The sequence below is a fragment of the Thermogladius sp. 4427co genome (assembly GCF_051933805.1).
In the GTDB taxonomy this organism is placed as follows: Archaea; Thermoproteota; Thermoprotei_A; order Sulfolobales; family Desulfurococcaceae; genus Thermogladius.
In genome coordinates, this window is record NZ_CP196893.1 from 475790 (window position 1) to 490612 (window position 14823).

Genomic DNA, 14823 nt, shown 5'->3' on the forward strand with positions numbered 1-14823 from the left:
CTCACAGTAAGCCTAGCTGGGCGGCTATGTCGCTTGCTTTAAACTCGCTAGATAATCTCACGTATGCCTTCTTCTCTCCTCTAGGGGTAATCAGGGTATTAACTTTTACTACTTTAACATTGAAGAGCTTCTCGACAGCGTCTTTAATCTCTTTTTTGTTGGCGGTTCTATCCACGATGAAGACTAGAGTATTCTGTTTATCTATTAGCATAAGGGCTTTCTCGCTGTGGACAGGTCTTATAATAATCCTAGCTAATCTATCTACCTCGCTCAAAACACTAACACCTCGTACTTCTTCGCCAATTCTTCGAGAGCACTCTTAGTATACACTGTCAGCCTGCCTGGTACGCCTCCAGGCGCTAGATCCAGGATGCTTAACGTACCCGGAGTCGCTACATCCACCCCAGGCATGTTTCTCACAGCTCTTGCGAAAGGTTTATCAACGCTTGATACTACGAACAGGATGCTCTTGGGCTCGACATACCTTCTACCCCTCATCTTACCCTTCCCCGACCTGATCCCAGTCCCCTCACTACTCCTCTCGATATCGCTCCATACTCCTAGTTTCTCCAAGTATTCTCTAGCTTTCTTCGCTGTGTCTATCGCTTCCTCTACTCTATCGTCGACTATTATAGGCAATGTATCTGTATTGAAGACGTGTCCTCTTTTCCTAACGTATTCTACTATACCGGTAGCTGCGATAGCGCTAGCTATAGCATACGCTCTCTCTTTCTTATTAATATCCTCCCATATCCTCCTGTCTGGTCGAGGCGGGAAAGCTATATGGCCTCCTCTAGCGCTAACCACGAAACGAGCCCTACCGTTAGGATTCCTCGGAACCCTTGCTAGGCCGTAGCCAACTCCCCAGCTGTAAGCTGTAGTCCTCCTACCAGCCATTGGATCCCTGCCCTTAGGCTGCAGCCTTGCTGTGAAAGCTGCTAGGAACGCTCTCCTGATAAGGTCTGCCCTCACCGGGACTATGAATAATAGTGGTAGCTCTAGTTCTCCGATAACGTTAGCGTTCTCATCGTACACTTTAGCCTTCTTCCTCTCCATAGACAAGGGTTTGACCAGGAGGGTCCATGTCACGGCTAGACACCCTGCTTACTCTCAAGGCTTAGATAGGTTATCTGAGGCGGGTTTATAGGTAGCCATCCACTAGGCGGTCTAACAGGGTGTCTTAGTATTAGCACTCTCTTAGCAGGACCTATTACACTACCTTTCACCATGATATAGGGGCCGTAAATAAGCCCGTAGTGGAGGAAGCCTCCTTTAGGTACGACTTCTAAACCGTTCAAACCAATCTTCAGTATTCTCTTATTCAGCTCTGTCCTCCTATGGAACCCTGTCTGGCCGGCTTGAGGAGTCTCGCTCATAGTTCCGAATCCAGGGCTCCTAGCACCTATCTTCCTACTGCCCTTCCTATGCTTATGCCACCTTGGGAGTTCTTTCACACCAAACCTCTTTATCACGCCCTGGAACCCTTTGCCCTTGGTAACACCTATTACATCGACTAACTGCCCTTCAAGGAATACATCCCTAGGGGTTATGAACGAGCCGACTATTTTCTCAGCATATTTTAGTTGCTCGCTAATACTCCCCCCGCCTATCCTTATCTCGAATAATTCCGGTTTCTTCTTCCCAATCCCTGAGAGCACTGGGATAGTAGATACTATTAGGCTAACGGCTCTCACGTCTTCTCTCATAATCTCTTTGAGCCTGCTCTCGAAGTCTGTCTCAATAAACTTAAAACCGTATTCCCCGCCAGGGTCTGGCTTCACAAGGCCGTGGTTAACCTTCCTAAGGCCGGACAAGTATTTCCTAATAATATCCTTAGCTGATACTCCAGTAAAGAACGGGTTTTCCTTGTAGAACTTCTCGAATACTTCTCTAACAGCTTCTACAGGACTCCTCCAGGCTTCTCCAATACTCCTTAGAGCCCCATTCTCTGAAATATACGTCCTAACAGCTAGGGCTACTATAGGAGGGGCGTCTAATATTGTTACCGGGACGAATACAGGCTTGCCCGAGTAGGGGGTTCTAGGCCTGTCTTCGATGATTATCGCATGTGTCATGCCAGCCTTGTACACCGGGTAGGCTAGGGGGATTGGTTGTTTCGGAACACCGAGTTTAGCAACCTCGCTCCCATACCTCTCTTCTAAAACCTCTATCCAGGTCTTTGAAGGCCAGGTCCTAACGCGTACTGTCAGCTCGCTAGCTCTCTTACGCGGCCTAACCCCTAGGCTACCGTGTCTCGGCGCTTCTAGCTTCCTATGACCCATTAAGCATACCCCAAGCTAACACATTGTAAAATGTTACCAAGGTTTTAAAGCTGACTATTAACGCTCTCTGTTTATAGATTGTTTTAGAGGCTGCTACCCATCTCTGGAAACATGCTGCGTACGAGATTGATCAATCCTAGAGTTATAATAAGCGCTTCCTCTGTTCTCACAGTCGCTACCTTTTGACCGGGGATGGTATTCCATACATCGTCTACCATAGATTGAAGGCTGAAGCCTTCTGCAACCGCTATCTCAAACAAACCATGTTTAGGGCCTCCAAACAGTACAATGATATCCTCTCCTAGTCTACTAACCAGCCCGCTATCAAGCCGTGGCACCCTGCCTTTCCTATCTGTTGCCAGGATAAACGCTCTACCGACATATGCTTCAATAACCTCTCTAAGGCTCTGCTTAACTTCCAGCCTAGGCCCGTTGTAGAGAGTGCTGCTTGCTACCTCTACAATTTTCTCCTTCGGATCTAATACTCTTACAGGTTGCACTCCCTCAATACATTCTCCTCTCACAACGTATTTTTCCCCTACACCGATATCAGCCTCGCATAGACCGTTCTTAGCCTTCGCGATATAGCCTAGCCTAACCTGCCCCTTGTAGATATTCCTTGACACTTCAAAGGCTTCGAGCCGGAGAGGAGGTAGTAGACCCACCCATCTCAGGTCTTCGTCTAACGGCACTAGCTTCTTCCTAAGGTAGGGCGGTGTCTCATAGTATCTCCAGACCTTGTCGAGGAGATCTACCGCCTTCCTATGCGATTTCTCAGGAGTCGAGAACTCTCTGAAGAAAACAACTTCTCCTACGCCGAAGATTGAAGAAAACCTAAGGATCTGATATGCTTTTAGGAATCTCGGCAGACCCGGGGGCTCTACTGTGAGAATGCTTGTCGGCAGGGCTACTCTAACAACATGCTCCAACCTATTTACCCTTTTCTTTCCCCTTCTCAGCCTTCTCTTCTGCCTTACCTTTTTTCTCAGTACCAGCTTTCTTCTCTTTGATCATGAATAACGTTGTCTTCTGCCTGCCTCCCATGCTATCACCAGGTTGGAGAATATGTGTAGACTGTTAAAAACATAAACCCTCAGATACGACCGCATACATCATTTCTCAGGATGCTCGCCGCTCATCACTATTTAAAGTTATCGGAGGCCTGACTTTAAATACTACTGGATGAGGGTCCAGCGCGTTCAGGAAAACCGCTTCCCCAACACCAAGCCTAGAGATCTTCCTAGACATGCTACTAGAGTCTAGCCCGAGCATAGAGGATACTTCCGCGATATACTTCTCGTTGGGGGACCCGAATACAAGTATTGTATGCGAGTTTTCCACTATCTCCCTAGGTATATCGCTAGGATTCTGTGTTGAAACAACCAATCCCACACTCCTGCTTCTGCCTTCCTTAAACATCTCAATCAGTAGCCTGGTGCGGGAGATCCTCCAAGCCTCGTCAATAGCTATCAGCCTGGTTTCAGCAGTACCTCTTTTAAATAAAATGTTTCTCGCAAGGTACAATAATAAGAGGCTATAAGCTGTCTGGAAAGCATAACCGTAGTCTTTTAAATCGACTATTACATTACCCGACCTTACTATGTCAGCAAGTTCGTTATCCCGGGACGTGTCCTGAACAAAGTCTATTAGCGGGAGTATATCCGCTCTCATTTTTCTAAGATTATTCACACTGCTACCGTCGGATATTATAGAATACAGGTACTCGACGGTCTCGACAACATTTTCTCTAGGAATATTTAAAGCAGAGGACACGATATCTGCTAGGACGCTTTTAGCTTCGAGAGGCGTCTGGAAAACCCTGGTAAACGAGAGAGGGTAACTTCTAGGAGACGCGACTTCACCACTGTTGCTAATAAGCTTGACGAGATCACCTTTGAAATCGAGCGCTAGATAAAAGCCTGCGCCTATAGCTGAAAAATTCTGTAGGAGGCTTGCGAGCAATGTAGTCTTGCCTCTCCCCGTAGGGCCAATGATCAGGACGTGTTTAACCAACTGTTCTATAGGTATAACTACCGGGCTACCTTCTTCGTCGAAACCTAATAGTAGAGCGTTCTCGTAGTCTACACGTGGTTTCTTAACCAGAGGAACTGGTAGAACAGGTGCTACCCCTAGACTACTCGTATAGAACCCTTTCAAGCCCATGTCCCTGGAAACCCCTATTTCATACGCAATAATATCCTCGATCTCCCTGCCAGCTTCCCGAAGCCTAAAACCCAGGCTAGACTTAAACGCGTTTGTAATTATTGATGAGTGGTACGAGAGTATTTGTTTCGCCTCATCCAGGCTCCTCGCCTCAGTCCTGATTTTAACCACGAACTTCAACCTTAGGACAGGTCTACCGCTGACAATAGCCTTGTATAGATCGCTGAGATTCTTTAGTTTCAGGCTAAGCCTAGACTTTACATGCGGTTCACTAGCTAATTCCAGAGATGCTTTCGCATTAGCCATCTCATTCTCGATCCTTCTCACTAGAGAATTTAGATCGCTCCTAACTTTCACGATTTTAACCTCGCTGCCCTCGGGGAGTTTATCGATTATAGAAGCAAGCCTCTCGACGATATCATACAGTTTTATAGGGCTTAGGTCGGCAACCCCGTACTCAGCCTCGTCGGCTACGAGATACCTCGTTACCACAACCTTGTCTTTCCTGTAGAGTACCAGGTCTGGTGGCTCAAGATTGAGGCCTATAACACCCTTGTCTCCGAGAAGCCTCTTAATCCTCTTCCAGTCTACCATAGATAACCCCGCTTAACAATACAAGGACTACGTCTACTAGACCGACTAATATCACTAGGATACTCCATCCTTCAGACAAGTACATTACTGTAAACACTATTACCGCAACTAGTGGGACTAGTAACACTTTATTCAAGGACCTAGCACCATGATCCTAGAGATCCTGCTCTCAACTCCTCCGATAATACGGGATAAGGCTAGCGTAGCCGATACTAGGATGAATATGTATACTATCGGGAGAACTATAAGCTCGAAGAACACTATCGATAAAGACCCTACGAAGTAGTTTACCGCACTCTCACTCGCTAGAATGCTTTCAACATAGGATTTCACGCTAACATTAGGCATTTGAACCGTTAAATAGTTTATAATAACGCCGATTACGTGGGGTCCCGGCGAGAGGTTTACCGAGTATGCTTTAAACCGTATACCGAACCATTCGAAATAGTACTGTGGTGATTGTATCGTAGAAGAGTCTACGCTAACTACCACGCTACAGTCTTCTTGTGTAACAAGGTAGAGCTGGGCCGGGCTAGCTACCCTAAGGGAGGCAGTGAGGGAATTGTTCCCTTTATCTACGTTTACAACCTCGATGTAATCAGTGTAATAATATATGAACGTATTTGTTGCAACAGCTATTACATTAGGTACTCTAACAGTTAGATTAAAGACCTCCTGCGAGCCCGATACATTGGTTTTAACAGTATAGAGAGAACCTGGCATCATGAAATTCAATACCTGCTCCCCATAGGGGATCCATCTATCCATAGAAGTAGCGTTAACAACCCCGTTGGAATCGCTCGGGTAGATGTAGAGGGTATTCCCGGCAGTATCTGTAGCATTTAAAACATAGTATGCGATAGTGTTATTAGTATAGTCTACTAGCTTGAAATACGCTGGCACTGCCGGGATATTTAGCCAATTAACCTGCATAGGCATATTGAACATTGCTACAAAGGATGGTAATAGCGGAGCCCCTACCGTGAAGATTATTGGGAGAGCTATTAGTATAGAGCCGGCTGAACGGGTTATTCTGAAAGGGACAGAGTATAGGAGTATCCCTATGGCTATAAAAGCCTGGGCCATTGCCCTAATAGCGTTAACAGCAATATAGAAGACGGTTATTGTTACGAGAGCGTCCACTAGAATGTTTACAAGAGGGGCTATCAGACCAGAAGAAAGGAATCCCAGCCCTATCTTGCTATAGATTAAACCGGTTAGTTTTAGAAACGTGTATAATGATACTAGGACGGATGTCTCTACTAAAAACCACGCGTGGAGTACATCCATGCTCGAACCAAGCAGCCGACTAAAATAATCTATACTGTAGACTAGTGCCTTATAGCTGAAAACGAGGAAGGCAGATAATACACCGTCAACCATCAGCCTAGAACCCAGCTTCTTGACAGATACAAGGGGTATCGGAATGCCTTTTAGCAACGTGCCTAAGAAGTAAGATAGTATTGAAAGATTGAAAGCTAGATATAGTACATCCATCACGACCACTCACACCGAGGGAGGTGGCGGGAGAGGCTGGTAAAGTGAGGAAGCGATATAGGATATGAGGGCGAAAACGCTGCTGCCTACTGCCAGCCAGAAAGCAGCCCATACACCGTCTTCTAGGATCCTTTCGCCAACCTTCTTAACCCTGGTGAAAGGTATAGGCATTCCTTTCAGAGCCCAGCCTACAACCCAGGATAAGAAGAATAGCGCCCACGCTACGATCACTACCTGGATGGTTATGCTTTTAACAAATTCTACTATATCCACTTAGACCAACCCGTTTCAACAGGATAGTGTTTTAATACGTGGGTGGAAGGCAAAAGTATTACAATCCCGATGATACTTGGATATAAAGGTCTATAGACTTCTATGAGTTAGAAGAAGATGCCTGAAAGTGTAGGAGATGGGGAGGACCTGGCCTAAGACAGTTAGAATATACTGGGACCCCTACGACGACATCCCTATAATACACCCTAGGCAGGATGAGATAGACCTGTATTACGTGTTAAGGCTTACAGAACCCGGGGATGCAAAAATAGCTTTCCAAAGCGATTTAAACAGACTTAGAGAAACTATTGTTAGAATATTCGGAGACGATAAATTGTACAAATTCTTCTTCGAGAACAGAATAGTCTTATTCAATAAAGTACCCCACTGGGATCTAATGTGGGAGGTTGCCTCCTCAGGGAACGTATGGGGGCAATTATACTTCAACCCCTATACAGATTCCTGGCAGTTTAGGCTAAGCTTCCACGGCGCGTATAGTGCGCTAGAACAGGGGCTTGTCGACTATGTAAAAGTCGACTCGAAATATGTTTATAGAGATATGATTATTGGAGACGTGTCTACGAGCCAGAAGAGTATTATCGTCCTCGACTACAAAGGGAGGATAAGGGGGATAGCTGAATCCGTTGGCGAAAAGTTCGTTGTAACGAAAACATTCCACGACCAGAGGCCTCCTGTTGAAACGAGTAGGAAGCCTAGTAGCCTCTACGATTTTATAAAGAAGAATATAGAAGGTCTTAGATTCCTGGAGGAGAAAGCTATTAGACACCTCGAGAAGGTTCAGGCAAGATATAACATGAGGCCTGTAGTATCGTATTCTGGTGGGAAAGACAGCCTTGTAGCACTCGACCTTGCAGTGAAAGCTTTCGGTAGTGTCGATATATTATTCAACGACACAGGCATCGAACTACCCGAGACATTGAAGAATGTTGAGGAAGTTGCCAGAGAATACGGTTCTAGGCTTGTAACCGCATCGGCAGGGAACATGTTCTGGAGAGGGCTCGACACGTTCGGACCCCCTGGGAAGGATTACAGGTGGTGTTGTAAAGTAATCAAATTAGTCCCTATAGCTAAGACTAGTAGGAGTTTCTGGCCTGCTGGAGCTCTAAATATCGTCGGCCAGAGGGCTTTCGAATCTCTCGACAGAGCCAAGAGCCCGGTTGTATGGAGGAATAAATGGATACCCCATGTAGTCTCTACAACGCCTATACAGGAGTGGAGCCAACTCGCAGTATGGCTATACATCCATTCGTATAAACTACCATACAACAAGCTGTACGAGAGGGGGTTCGACCGGCTTGGCTGCTATCTATGCCCATCGAGCTACCTAGCCGAGTTCAAGGATGTCTCAACCCACTACCCGTGTCTATGGGAACGCTGGATAGAGAAATTAGAAGAGTGGAGGAGGAAGCTGAACCAGCCGCGCGAGTGGATCACGCTAGGTCTATGGAGGTGGCTGACGCCTGCTTCTGCCAAGAAGAGGATTGCGAGACATATCCAGGGATACGTCATCGACTGGAGAGACGAGTACGTGCGCAGGCTCCTATCGTCTAATGCGAGGCTAGCCCCCTTGAAGACTGTAAGAGAAGGAGACGGGTTGAAGATAGAGTTCAACAATTCGATCGTTGAAGAAAGCGCCCAGCAGGTATTCTTAGAAAACGCTAGGATGGCTTCTTTCAAGGTTTGGCGGGAGGGTGAGACAATCTATGCTAGCACAGGTAATACTACTATTACAATAATCAATAATCTAATGGTAGTTACACCATTCAGTAGAGATGAGAATATCGAGGACCTCGCCGACTTATTGAAAATAATATATAGGACCAGGTCTTGTGTTAAGTGCGCAAGCTGCATCCTATGGTGCCCTCTTAGAATCATTAAAATGACGGATCACGGCCCGCTACCTAGTACGCCGTGCCCTTCATGCAAGTTATGTATCGACACATGCCCTCTAGCAGACCAGCTAGTAGAGAAAGTAGTAATACCGTTGATACTAGATAACCCCAAGGCGTTTAAACGGGGGTCGAAGAGGCATAGCGGTAAAACCCTCGAACAATATATGAAAGTGTATAAGCTGAGCGCTGGGAGGGCTTGAGGGCTCGGCCGTTAATTATGAACCCGATATATTCTAAGCCATGATAGAATAGGTTACATCTACTCTTCTACACTCCCGGCTATACTATCTCTATACTATCTCTCTTTGTCGATAATGTCTTTTATCAGAAGAAACCTTTTCTCGCTCTCGTAAATTTCTTCGAGGATATCCTCGCCTCTCAAAGCCTTATTCAATATCCTAGCAGCCTCTATCGATCCTACTCCTCTAGCCGATAAAGCTAGTAAGGCGTCTCTCCCAAACCTGTATAAGAGTACTGCCCTCCTACTTAACTCGTCTAGCATCTTATTCTCCTCGCTAGTAAGTTTTTCATTCTTCCGTAACTTCCTAACTAGCTCGAGCTCTCTATCTACGCTAGGGCTTTTTACAATAGTTAGAGTAGCATGCCCGCACCTAGGGCATTTAAATTCCTTCATATTCGCGAAATCTAATACCCTACCGGTCATGGTGTAGCCACAATTCAGGCACAACAGGGTTATCCTCCTAGAGTACAGCCTCGCAACATATGCTTCTCTATCGAATACAATCCCGCTAATCAAGGGTATCTCAATATACTCTAGGAGCTCTTTATGGAACCCGTTTACCTCCTCCGATATACGTTTCTCGACGGATACAACACCTCTCTCTATTAGCGAGGAGAGTTGTCTGGCTACGCGGATATCGTAGTCTTTGTACAAGACTTCTCTAAGGGCTTCACGGCCTATAACCGTATCAATAAACGCTTGTAGCATGGCGTTAGTTACTTTCTCTGTCTCAGGCGATATAGCGCCGAATCTCTGGGCGACCTGGTATATCCTCCAGAGAAGGGTTTTGCTCTCCCGCGCGATCTCACTTAGTGCTTCTTCGCTAACGTATTTGTAGAGTGAAGATAGAATAGAAGCTACCTCCCTGTGGAGAGTCTCAGGTTCGATGTTGCTGGCTCTTAATACTATTAAGTATGGCGTTGAATAAGCTCTCACATTCGCTAGAGGATACTTCTTCCTGATATTGAATAGTATCAGGTCTTTGATCATGAGGTTAAGCCTTGAGCCACCATATATGTTTACCACGATAGTCCTAAGAGGCTTGATATAATCGACTACAATAGTCTTGTCGTCGCCGAATAATCCTATTATCTCGTAGTTTACCCTCCTTCTATCTAATCTATAGGAGTCGACTAAACCATCCAATAACCCCTTCTTAATCCTACGGATTACGCTACCAACCTCTCTGGCTACCTCGTATTCAACAGGTATGTTCTCGCCTTCCCAGAACGGGAGTACTGCCTCTCCCACAGGGATCTCTGTTTTCTCAACGTATAGTTTAGCCTCGTCACTATCGTAGGATATAACCTTCCACATACTGCCTGCGAGTATTAGGAAGTCGCCTTGCTGGATATTTAAAACAACATAGTCTTCGTCTAAGCTGCCAATCCTATTGCCTGTATTAACATCTATTACACTAATCTCTCTCGTAGACGGTATCATAGAAGTCTTATATATGTAAAGCCTTGTCTTCTTCGTCGGTCTGATAGTGTCTGACACTATACTTATTATCCTATTGTACTGGAGGTATTCTAGTACGTCTATGAAATCGTTGAACGACAAGTCTTTGAATAAAGCGCTCTGAACAAGAGTCGCGTAGAGCTGGTTTATATTAACTCCTTCGTGCTCTATCATAGTATAAACAGCTATCGCATAAGATAATACGTCGAGAGGGGAGGTGTAAAACCTCGGTTTCTCCAAATCCCCTGCTTTAGCCCTCCTGGCGAGTACCAGCGACTCCAGGTAGTGGAATAGATTACTCGTTGAAATTACAATCCCCCTGGAGACACCTCCGAGCCTATGCCCGCTTCTACCAACCCTCTGCAACAGCCTAGAAGCCTGCCTCGGGGAGAGATACTGTATTACTAGATCCACGCTCCCGATATCGATTCCAAGCTCTAGGCTAGAAGTAGCTACTACGGCTTTGACGATTCCTTCCTTAAACTTTCTCTCGATATCCTCCCTATGCTCCCGCGACAAACTACCGTGGTGTACCCCAATACTTATATCGTATCCCTCCTTCTCCGCAACAGTTTTCAATAGGTTGCCTAGGTATTCGGCCATAGTCCTCGTATTAGTGAAGACTAGGACTCCCCTGCTCTCTCTTATTTTGCTAATTATGTACTCTAGCCTGCTAGATAATCTCTCGTCTTCAACGTATTTTGCCGATTTGTGGCATTCTCTGTCACACTCTGGTATAACAGTCTCTATCTCGACCTCTTTCCCGCCAGCATAGCTCACAACCTCCGTAGGCAGCCTGTTTAGCGACGTAATAATCTCTTTAACCAAGTTTTCATCGCTTAGCGTAGCTGTCAAACCTATTATAACAGGCTTAACACCAAGCCTGTTAAGGAGAAGGTATATTAGCGTAAATAATAAGAGGCCTCTCTTGCTTTCTACAAGCTCCTGCAGCTCATCAAGGATGATGTATTTAATATTCTTCAATCTTGGAAGCATTTCTCTGTTTACAATGATGTAGGTGAAAGTCTCCGGCGTTGTAACTAAGATCTGCGGAGGATTCTGCTGTATAGCCCTCCTGATCCTGTAAGGAGTGTCGCCGTGTCTCAACGCTACAGTGAGCCCGAAGCATTCGGCAATCCTACTTATCCTCGAAGCGATATCCCTATTCAAAGCCCTCAGTGGGGTAATGTAAACGCATGAGATGGGTTCTCCACCCGACAACGCGAGCTTGTAAAACACTGGCAGGATAGCTGCCTCTGTTTTACCAGATCCTGTCGGAGCTGTTATAACTACATTGAATCCTCCTTTCGAGATCTTCTTAAAGGCTTCTTTCTGGAGGTCGGTGAATTCTTTGTAGCCAAGGCCTTGCAGGCATTTTGCAGCCTCCATTATAGTACCCGGAGAAATATTACTAGGCCGGCTTATGCTATACTCTTTAAAATTCTTTAAACCCTTTTATAGTAAGTCTAATAGAGGAAGGGCCCGTGGTCTAGCCTGGTTAGGATGCGGGGTTCGGGTCCCCGTGGCCCGGGGTTCAAATCCCCGCGGGCCCACTCACTGGTGTTATAGTTTTGTCTAATAAAGGATGTACGGCTAGGGATATCTCTAACGCTATTAGAAAAGCACTAAACGAATCCACGCAAGCAGACGAGCATAGTCTGAGGAGGTTTGTGAAAATACTTGTCCAAAACGCTGATTTAAACACATGGGTATACCTGGGCCTTTCAAACGACTACGTTATCATACCAGGCGCCTACTGTAGTTGCAACGATTTCACGATAAGAGTTGTAGGTAGGAGGGAGAAGTGTTACTGTAAGCACCTCATAGAGCAGGCTTTATCCGAGAGGAGGGGGCTGTATAAGGTCATTAATCTAGACTCGCTTGGAGAATACATAAAAATATTAAATGAGGTTTTAACACAGAATTTAACATCTACATTGAGGAAGAAAATCTATTCGAGATGATGCCTATGGGTAAGAGGAGGAAAAAGTATAAGCGTATTATTAAGAGAATCCCTAGAATACCCACTGTATTCCAATGCCCTAGGTGTGGGGCGAAGACCCTTAGCATAAAATTTGAGAAAACAGATACGCCTGGTTTAAAGAAAGCTATTATATCATGTGGGAACTGCGGGCTATACGCTGAATACCCCCAGCCCGTCCCCGAGCTGCTACAGCCCGTCGATATATATGCTAAATTTATAGATTTGTACCTTGAAGGTAAGATAAAGATTGAAGAAAGGAAGCCTGAAGAAGTGAAAGAAATTGGGGAAGGTAGCGAACTACCTGAAGGAGAAGCTTGAGAGAGGGGAGAAACTACATTTCACGCTAATCGATCCGGCTAAAGTAGACGACTTAAGTGTGCTTGAGAAGCTAGCTTTAAGATTACATGATGCCGGGACAGACGCTTTTCTAGTAGGAGGTAGCATCGGGGTCTCGCCTGAGAGTGCAGGTGAGGTATCGACTATACTCAAAAAGGCTACAGGCCTACCAGTCATAATATTCCCGGGGAATATAAACTGCCTTACTCCTAAAGCCGATGCTGTACTATTCATGGTGTTAATGAATAGCCTAGAGCCCTACTATTTGATCCAGGCCCAGGTGCAGGCTGCCCCACTCGTGAAAAAGTATGGTTTAGAACCGCTTCCAACAGGATATCTAGTGGTCTACGGCGATACCGCTGTAGCACATGTAGGGAGGGTTCAACCAATCCCTCCCGAGAAGCCTGAGATAGCTCTAGCATACGCTCTAGCCGCTGAAATGATGGGGTACCGGTTCATCTACTTAGAGGCCGGTAGCGGTGCTAGCAAGCCCGTTCCCGAGACCTTTCCCCAGCTTATTAAGAAGCATTCGGGGATTACTATTATAGTCGGAGGCGGGATAAAGTCTCCCGAGACAGCTAATAGACTAGCGAAGGCGGGAGCAGACATTATCGTCACAGGGACTATTGTAGAAGAAGACATTGAAAAAGCTGTCTCGATCATAAGATCGGTTAAGTCCCTTTAGCTCTAGCATATTTCTCTACGAATACTTCTTCAACATCTATATTCAGGAGATTCGCTATACTAAGCAGCCATGCTAGGACATCAGCTATCTCTTCCCTCAGATTCCTAGAATCCATAGATAGTACTGCCCTAGCTAATTCGCCTACTTCTTCAACGAACCAAGTGAATGTTGCGAAGACGCCTCTCGCATGATCCCTCTCATAGAAGGATTTTTTGATCAGCTCCTGGGCTTCTTTTATCTCCAATACCCTCCCACCTGTTTAAAGTTAGAATATCATATTTTTAATAGGTATTGCATTAACAGTTAGAAGGTGACCATGTTTGAGCAAGTCTAGAAGGAGGCGGGAGGTAGCAGTCCCTTTAACAGCAGCAGGACTCGTTAGATTCTACGAGGAGTCAGACGTAGGGATTAAAATAAAGCCTTATGTACTGATAGTAATCGCTATAGCTCTAAGCGTTACAGTTATAGTACTCCAGAAAATACACCCCTTGTACTAGGTCACATATGTCTCTTAATCCACTCCCAGTTATTCTCGACATATCTCTGTATGCTTTCAACAAGTTCTTTGGTAATATTCCTGAACCTGCCCTGTATCTTAAGATATTCTTCAACAGGCTTCCTCTTAGAGGGGTCTAGGTAAGGTCTGCTAGGGCCCGACAAGTGGATCTTGCCATCGTAATATTCGTAGAGTATCCAGAGCCCTGTTTCTACAGCTAGTTTCGCAACTCTTACTGTATACTTCGGGTCGAACCTCCACCCTACAGGGCATGGGGCATGGAGGCTTATGAACCTAAACCCTCTTATTTTGCTCGCTCTAACAAGTTTATTATAGAAGTCGTGCACGTAGCCTATGCTAGCTGTAGCTACATAAGGGACTCCGTGGGCTATCATTATCCTCGCTACATCTTTCTTCTCCTCCCCTTTACCCATAATAGGCGTCGTAGTAGTCCAGGCTCCTCTAGGAGTCGAAGAACTCCTCTGGATACCGGTATTCATATACGCTTCGTTATCATACATTATATATATGAAATCATGGTTTCTTTCAGCAGCACCACTCAGCGAAGCCATGCCGATATCTGCTGTACCCCCGTCTCCAGCCCACGCTATCACCTGGACATCGGTCACACCCCTCTTCCTAAGCGCCTCTGTCACTCCTGAAGCTACAGCGGCTGCTGATGCGAACGGGACGTGTATTACACTGGCTTTAAGCGAGTTGCCAGGGTACATGCCTACTACTACGGAGGAACAGCTCGCAGGTATTACAAGTATCATTTTATCCCCGAATACCGCCGATAAGACTTTCCAGGCGATTGGTATAGGACAGCCTGGGCAGGCAGCGTCTCCGGGGAGTACTACATCTCTCTCCTTGTAGGGTAGTGGAGGCTTCGCCATTG

At 45.8% G+C, this 14823-nt stretch carries 16 protein-coding genes and 1 tRNA gene; 6 read left to right on the forward strand and 11 right to left on the reverse strand.

Annotated elements, in window-relative coordinates:
• Position 1: 1 nt before the first annotated feature.
• The 8 genes from ACSU1N_RS02615 to cedA1 all read right to left on the reverse strand — a co-directional run bounded on the left by ACSU1N_RS02615 (position 2) and on the right by cedA1 (position 6809).
• The gene (locus ACSU1N_RS02615; RefSeq protein ID WP_440060063.1) at positions 2-274 is read right to left on the reverse strand and encodes a 50S ribosomal protein L23; all 273 of its coding nucleotides are present in this window, start codon (positions 272-274) and stop codon (positions 2-4) included.
• On the reverse strand, positions 271-1056 hold the full coding sequence (gene rpl4p / locus ACSU1N_RS02620; RefSeq protein WP_440060260.1) for a 50S ribosomal protein L4: 786 nt from the start codon (positions 1054-1056) through the stop codon (positions 271-273). Before rpl4p ends, ACSU1N_RS02615 begins: the two co-directional genes overlap by 4 nt.
• A 35-nt stretch (positions 1057-1091) precedes the next feature.
• Positions 1092-2282 carry a 50S ribosomal protein L3 gene (locus ACSU1N_RS02625; RefSeq protein WP_440060064.1) on the reverse strand — a complete coding sequence of 397 codons (1191 nt, stop codon included), beginning with the start codon at positions 2280-2282 and terminating at the stop codon, positions 1092-1094.
• Between the two features lie 83 nt (positions 2283-2365).
• Positions 2366-3211, reverse strand: a complete 846-nt coding sequence (locus tag ACSU1N_RS02630) for a putative RNA uridine N3 methyltransferase (protein WP_440060065.1) — start codon at positions 3209-3211, stop codon at positions 2366-2368.
• A 190-nt stretch (positions 3212-3401) separates the two neighbouring features.
• On the reverse strand, positions 3402-5039 hold the full coding sequence (locus ACSU1N_RS02635) for an ATP-binding protein (protein WP_440060066.1): 1638 nt from the start codon (positions 5037-5039) through the stop codon (positions 3402-3404).
• Entirely contained in the window at positions 5017-5175 is a 159-nt protein-coding gene (locus ACSU1N_RS02640; RefSeq protein WP_440060067.1) for a hypothetical protein, read from the reverse strand. The genes ACSU1N_RS02635 and ACSU1N_RS02640 overlap by 23 nt, the downstream gene beginning before the upstream one ends.
• The gene (locus ACSU1N_RS02645) at positions 5172-6536 is read right to left on the reverse strand and encodes a hypothetical protein (protein WP_440060068.1); all 1365 of its coding nucleotides are present in this window, start codon (positions 6534-6536) and stop codon (positions 5172-5174) included. The genes ACSU1N_RS02640 and ACSU1N_RS02645 overlap by 4 nt, the downstream gene beginning before the upstream one ends.
• Before the next feature lie 9 nt (positions 6537-6545).
• Complete coding sequence (gene cedA1, locus ACSU1N_RS02650; RefSeq protein WP_440060069.1) at positions 6546-6809, reverse strand: DNA import protein CedA1; 264 nt, start codon at positions 6807-6809, stop codon at positions 6546-6548.
• A gap of 136 nt (positions 6810-6945) precedes the next feature.
• Between cedA1 and ACSU1N_RS02655 the strand changes: the two genes are divergently transcribed.
• Complete coding sequence (locus tag ACSU1N_RS02655; RefSeq protein ID WP_440060070.1) at positions 6946-8922, forward strand: phosphoadenosine phosphosulfate reductase domain-containing protein; 1977 nt, start codon at positions 6946-6948, stop codon at positions 8920-8922.
• A 95-nt stretch (positions 8923-9017) separates the two neighbouring features.
• Here the strand turns inward: ACSU1N_RS02655 and ACSU1N_RS02660 are convergent, their stop codons facing one another.
• Positions 9018-11813 carry a DEAD/DEAH box helicase gene (locus ACSU1N_RS02660; RefSeq protein ID WP_440060071.1) on the reverse strand — a complete coding sequence of 932 codons (2796 nt, stop codon included), beginning with the start codon at positions 11811-11813 and terminating at the stop codon, positions 9018-9020.
• Between the two features lie 89 nt (positions 11814-11902).
• Here ACSU1N_RS02660 and ACSU1N_RS02665 point away from each other — a divergent pair.
• The 4 genes from ACSU1N_RS02665 to ACSU1N_RS02680 all read left to right on the forward strand — a co-directional run bounded on the left by ACSU1N_RS02665 (position 11903) and on the right by ACSU1N_RS02680 (position 13429).
• Positions 11903-11977, forward strand: a tRNA-Pro gene (locus ACSU1N_RS02665).
• Between the two features lie 18 nt (positions 11978-11995).
• A complete protein-coding gene (locus ACSU1N_RS02670) occupies positions 11996-12388 on the forward strand; it encodes a metal-binding protein (protein ID WP_440060072.1) in 393 nt (130 codons plus the stop codon).
• A gap of 5 nt (positions 12389-12393) precedes the next feature.
• Positions 12394-12726, forward strand: coding sequence for a hypothetical protein (locus ACSU1N_RS02675; protein WP_440060073.1), 333 nt, complete (start codon positions 12394-12396; stop codon positions 12724-12726).
• Positions 12689-13429 carry a geranylgeranylglyceryl/heptaprenylglyceryl phosphate synthase gene (locus tag ACSU1N_RS02680; protein ID WP_440060074.1) on the forward strand — a complete coding sequence of 247 codons (741 nt, stop codon included), beginning with the start codon at positions 12689-12691 and terminating at the stop codon, positions 13427-13429. Before ACSU1N_RS02675 ends, ACSU1N_RS02680 begins: the two co-directional genes overlap by 38 nt.
• Here ACSU1N_RS02680 and ACSU1N_RS02685 read toward each other — a convergent pair.
• Positions 13416-13673 (reverse strand): MazG nucleotide pyrophosphohydrolase domain-containing protein, encoded by a 258-nt coding sequence (locus tag ACSU1N_RS02685; protein WP_440060075.1) that lies wholly within the window; start codon positions 13671-13673, stop codon positions 13416-13418. The two genes, ACSU1N_RS02680 and ACSU1N_RS02685, sit on opposite strands and share 14 nt — an antisense overlap.
• Before the next feature lie 76 nt (positions 13674-13749).
• Between ACSU1N_RS02685 and ACSU1N_RS02690 the strand changes: the two genes are divergently transcribed.
• Entirely contained in the window at positions 13750-13926 is a 177-nt protein-coding gene (locus ACSU1N_RS02690; RefSeq protein WP_440060076.1) for a preprotein translocase subunit Sec61beta, read from the forward strand.
• A 1-nt stretch (position 13927) separates the two neighbouring features.
• On the opposite strand, the gene ACSU1N_RS02695 is transcribed toward ACSU1N_RS02690, so the two are convergent.
• Positions 13928-14821, reverse strand: a complete 894-nt coding sequence (locus ACSU1N_RS02695) for a 3-methyl-2-oxobutanoate dehydrogenase subunit beta (protein ID WP_440060077.1) — start codon at positions 14819-14821, stop codon at positions 13928-13930.
• Between the last annotated feature and the right edge of the window lie 2 nt (positions 14822-14823).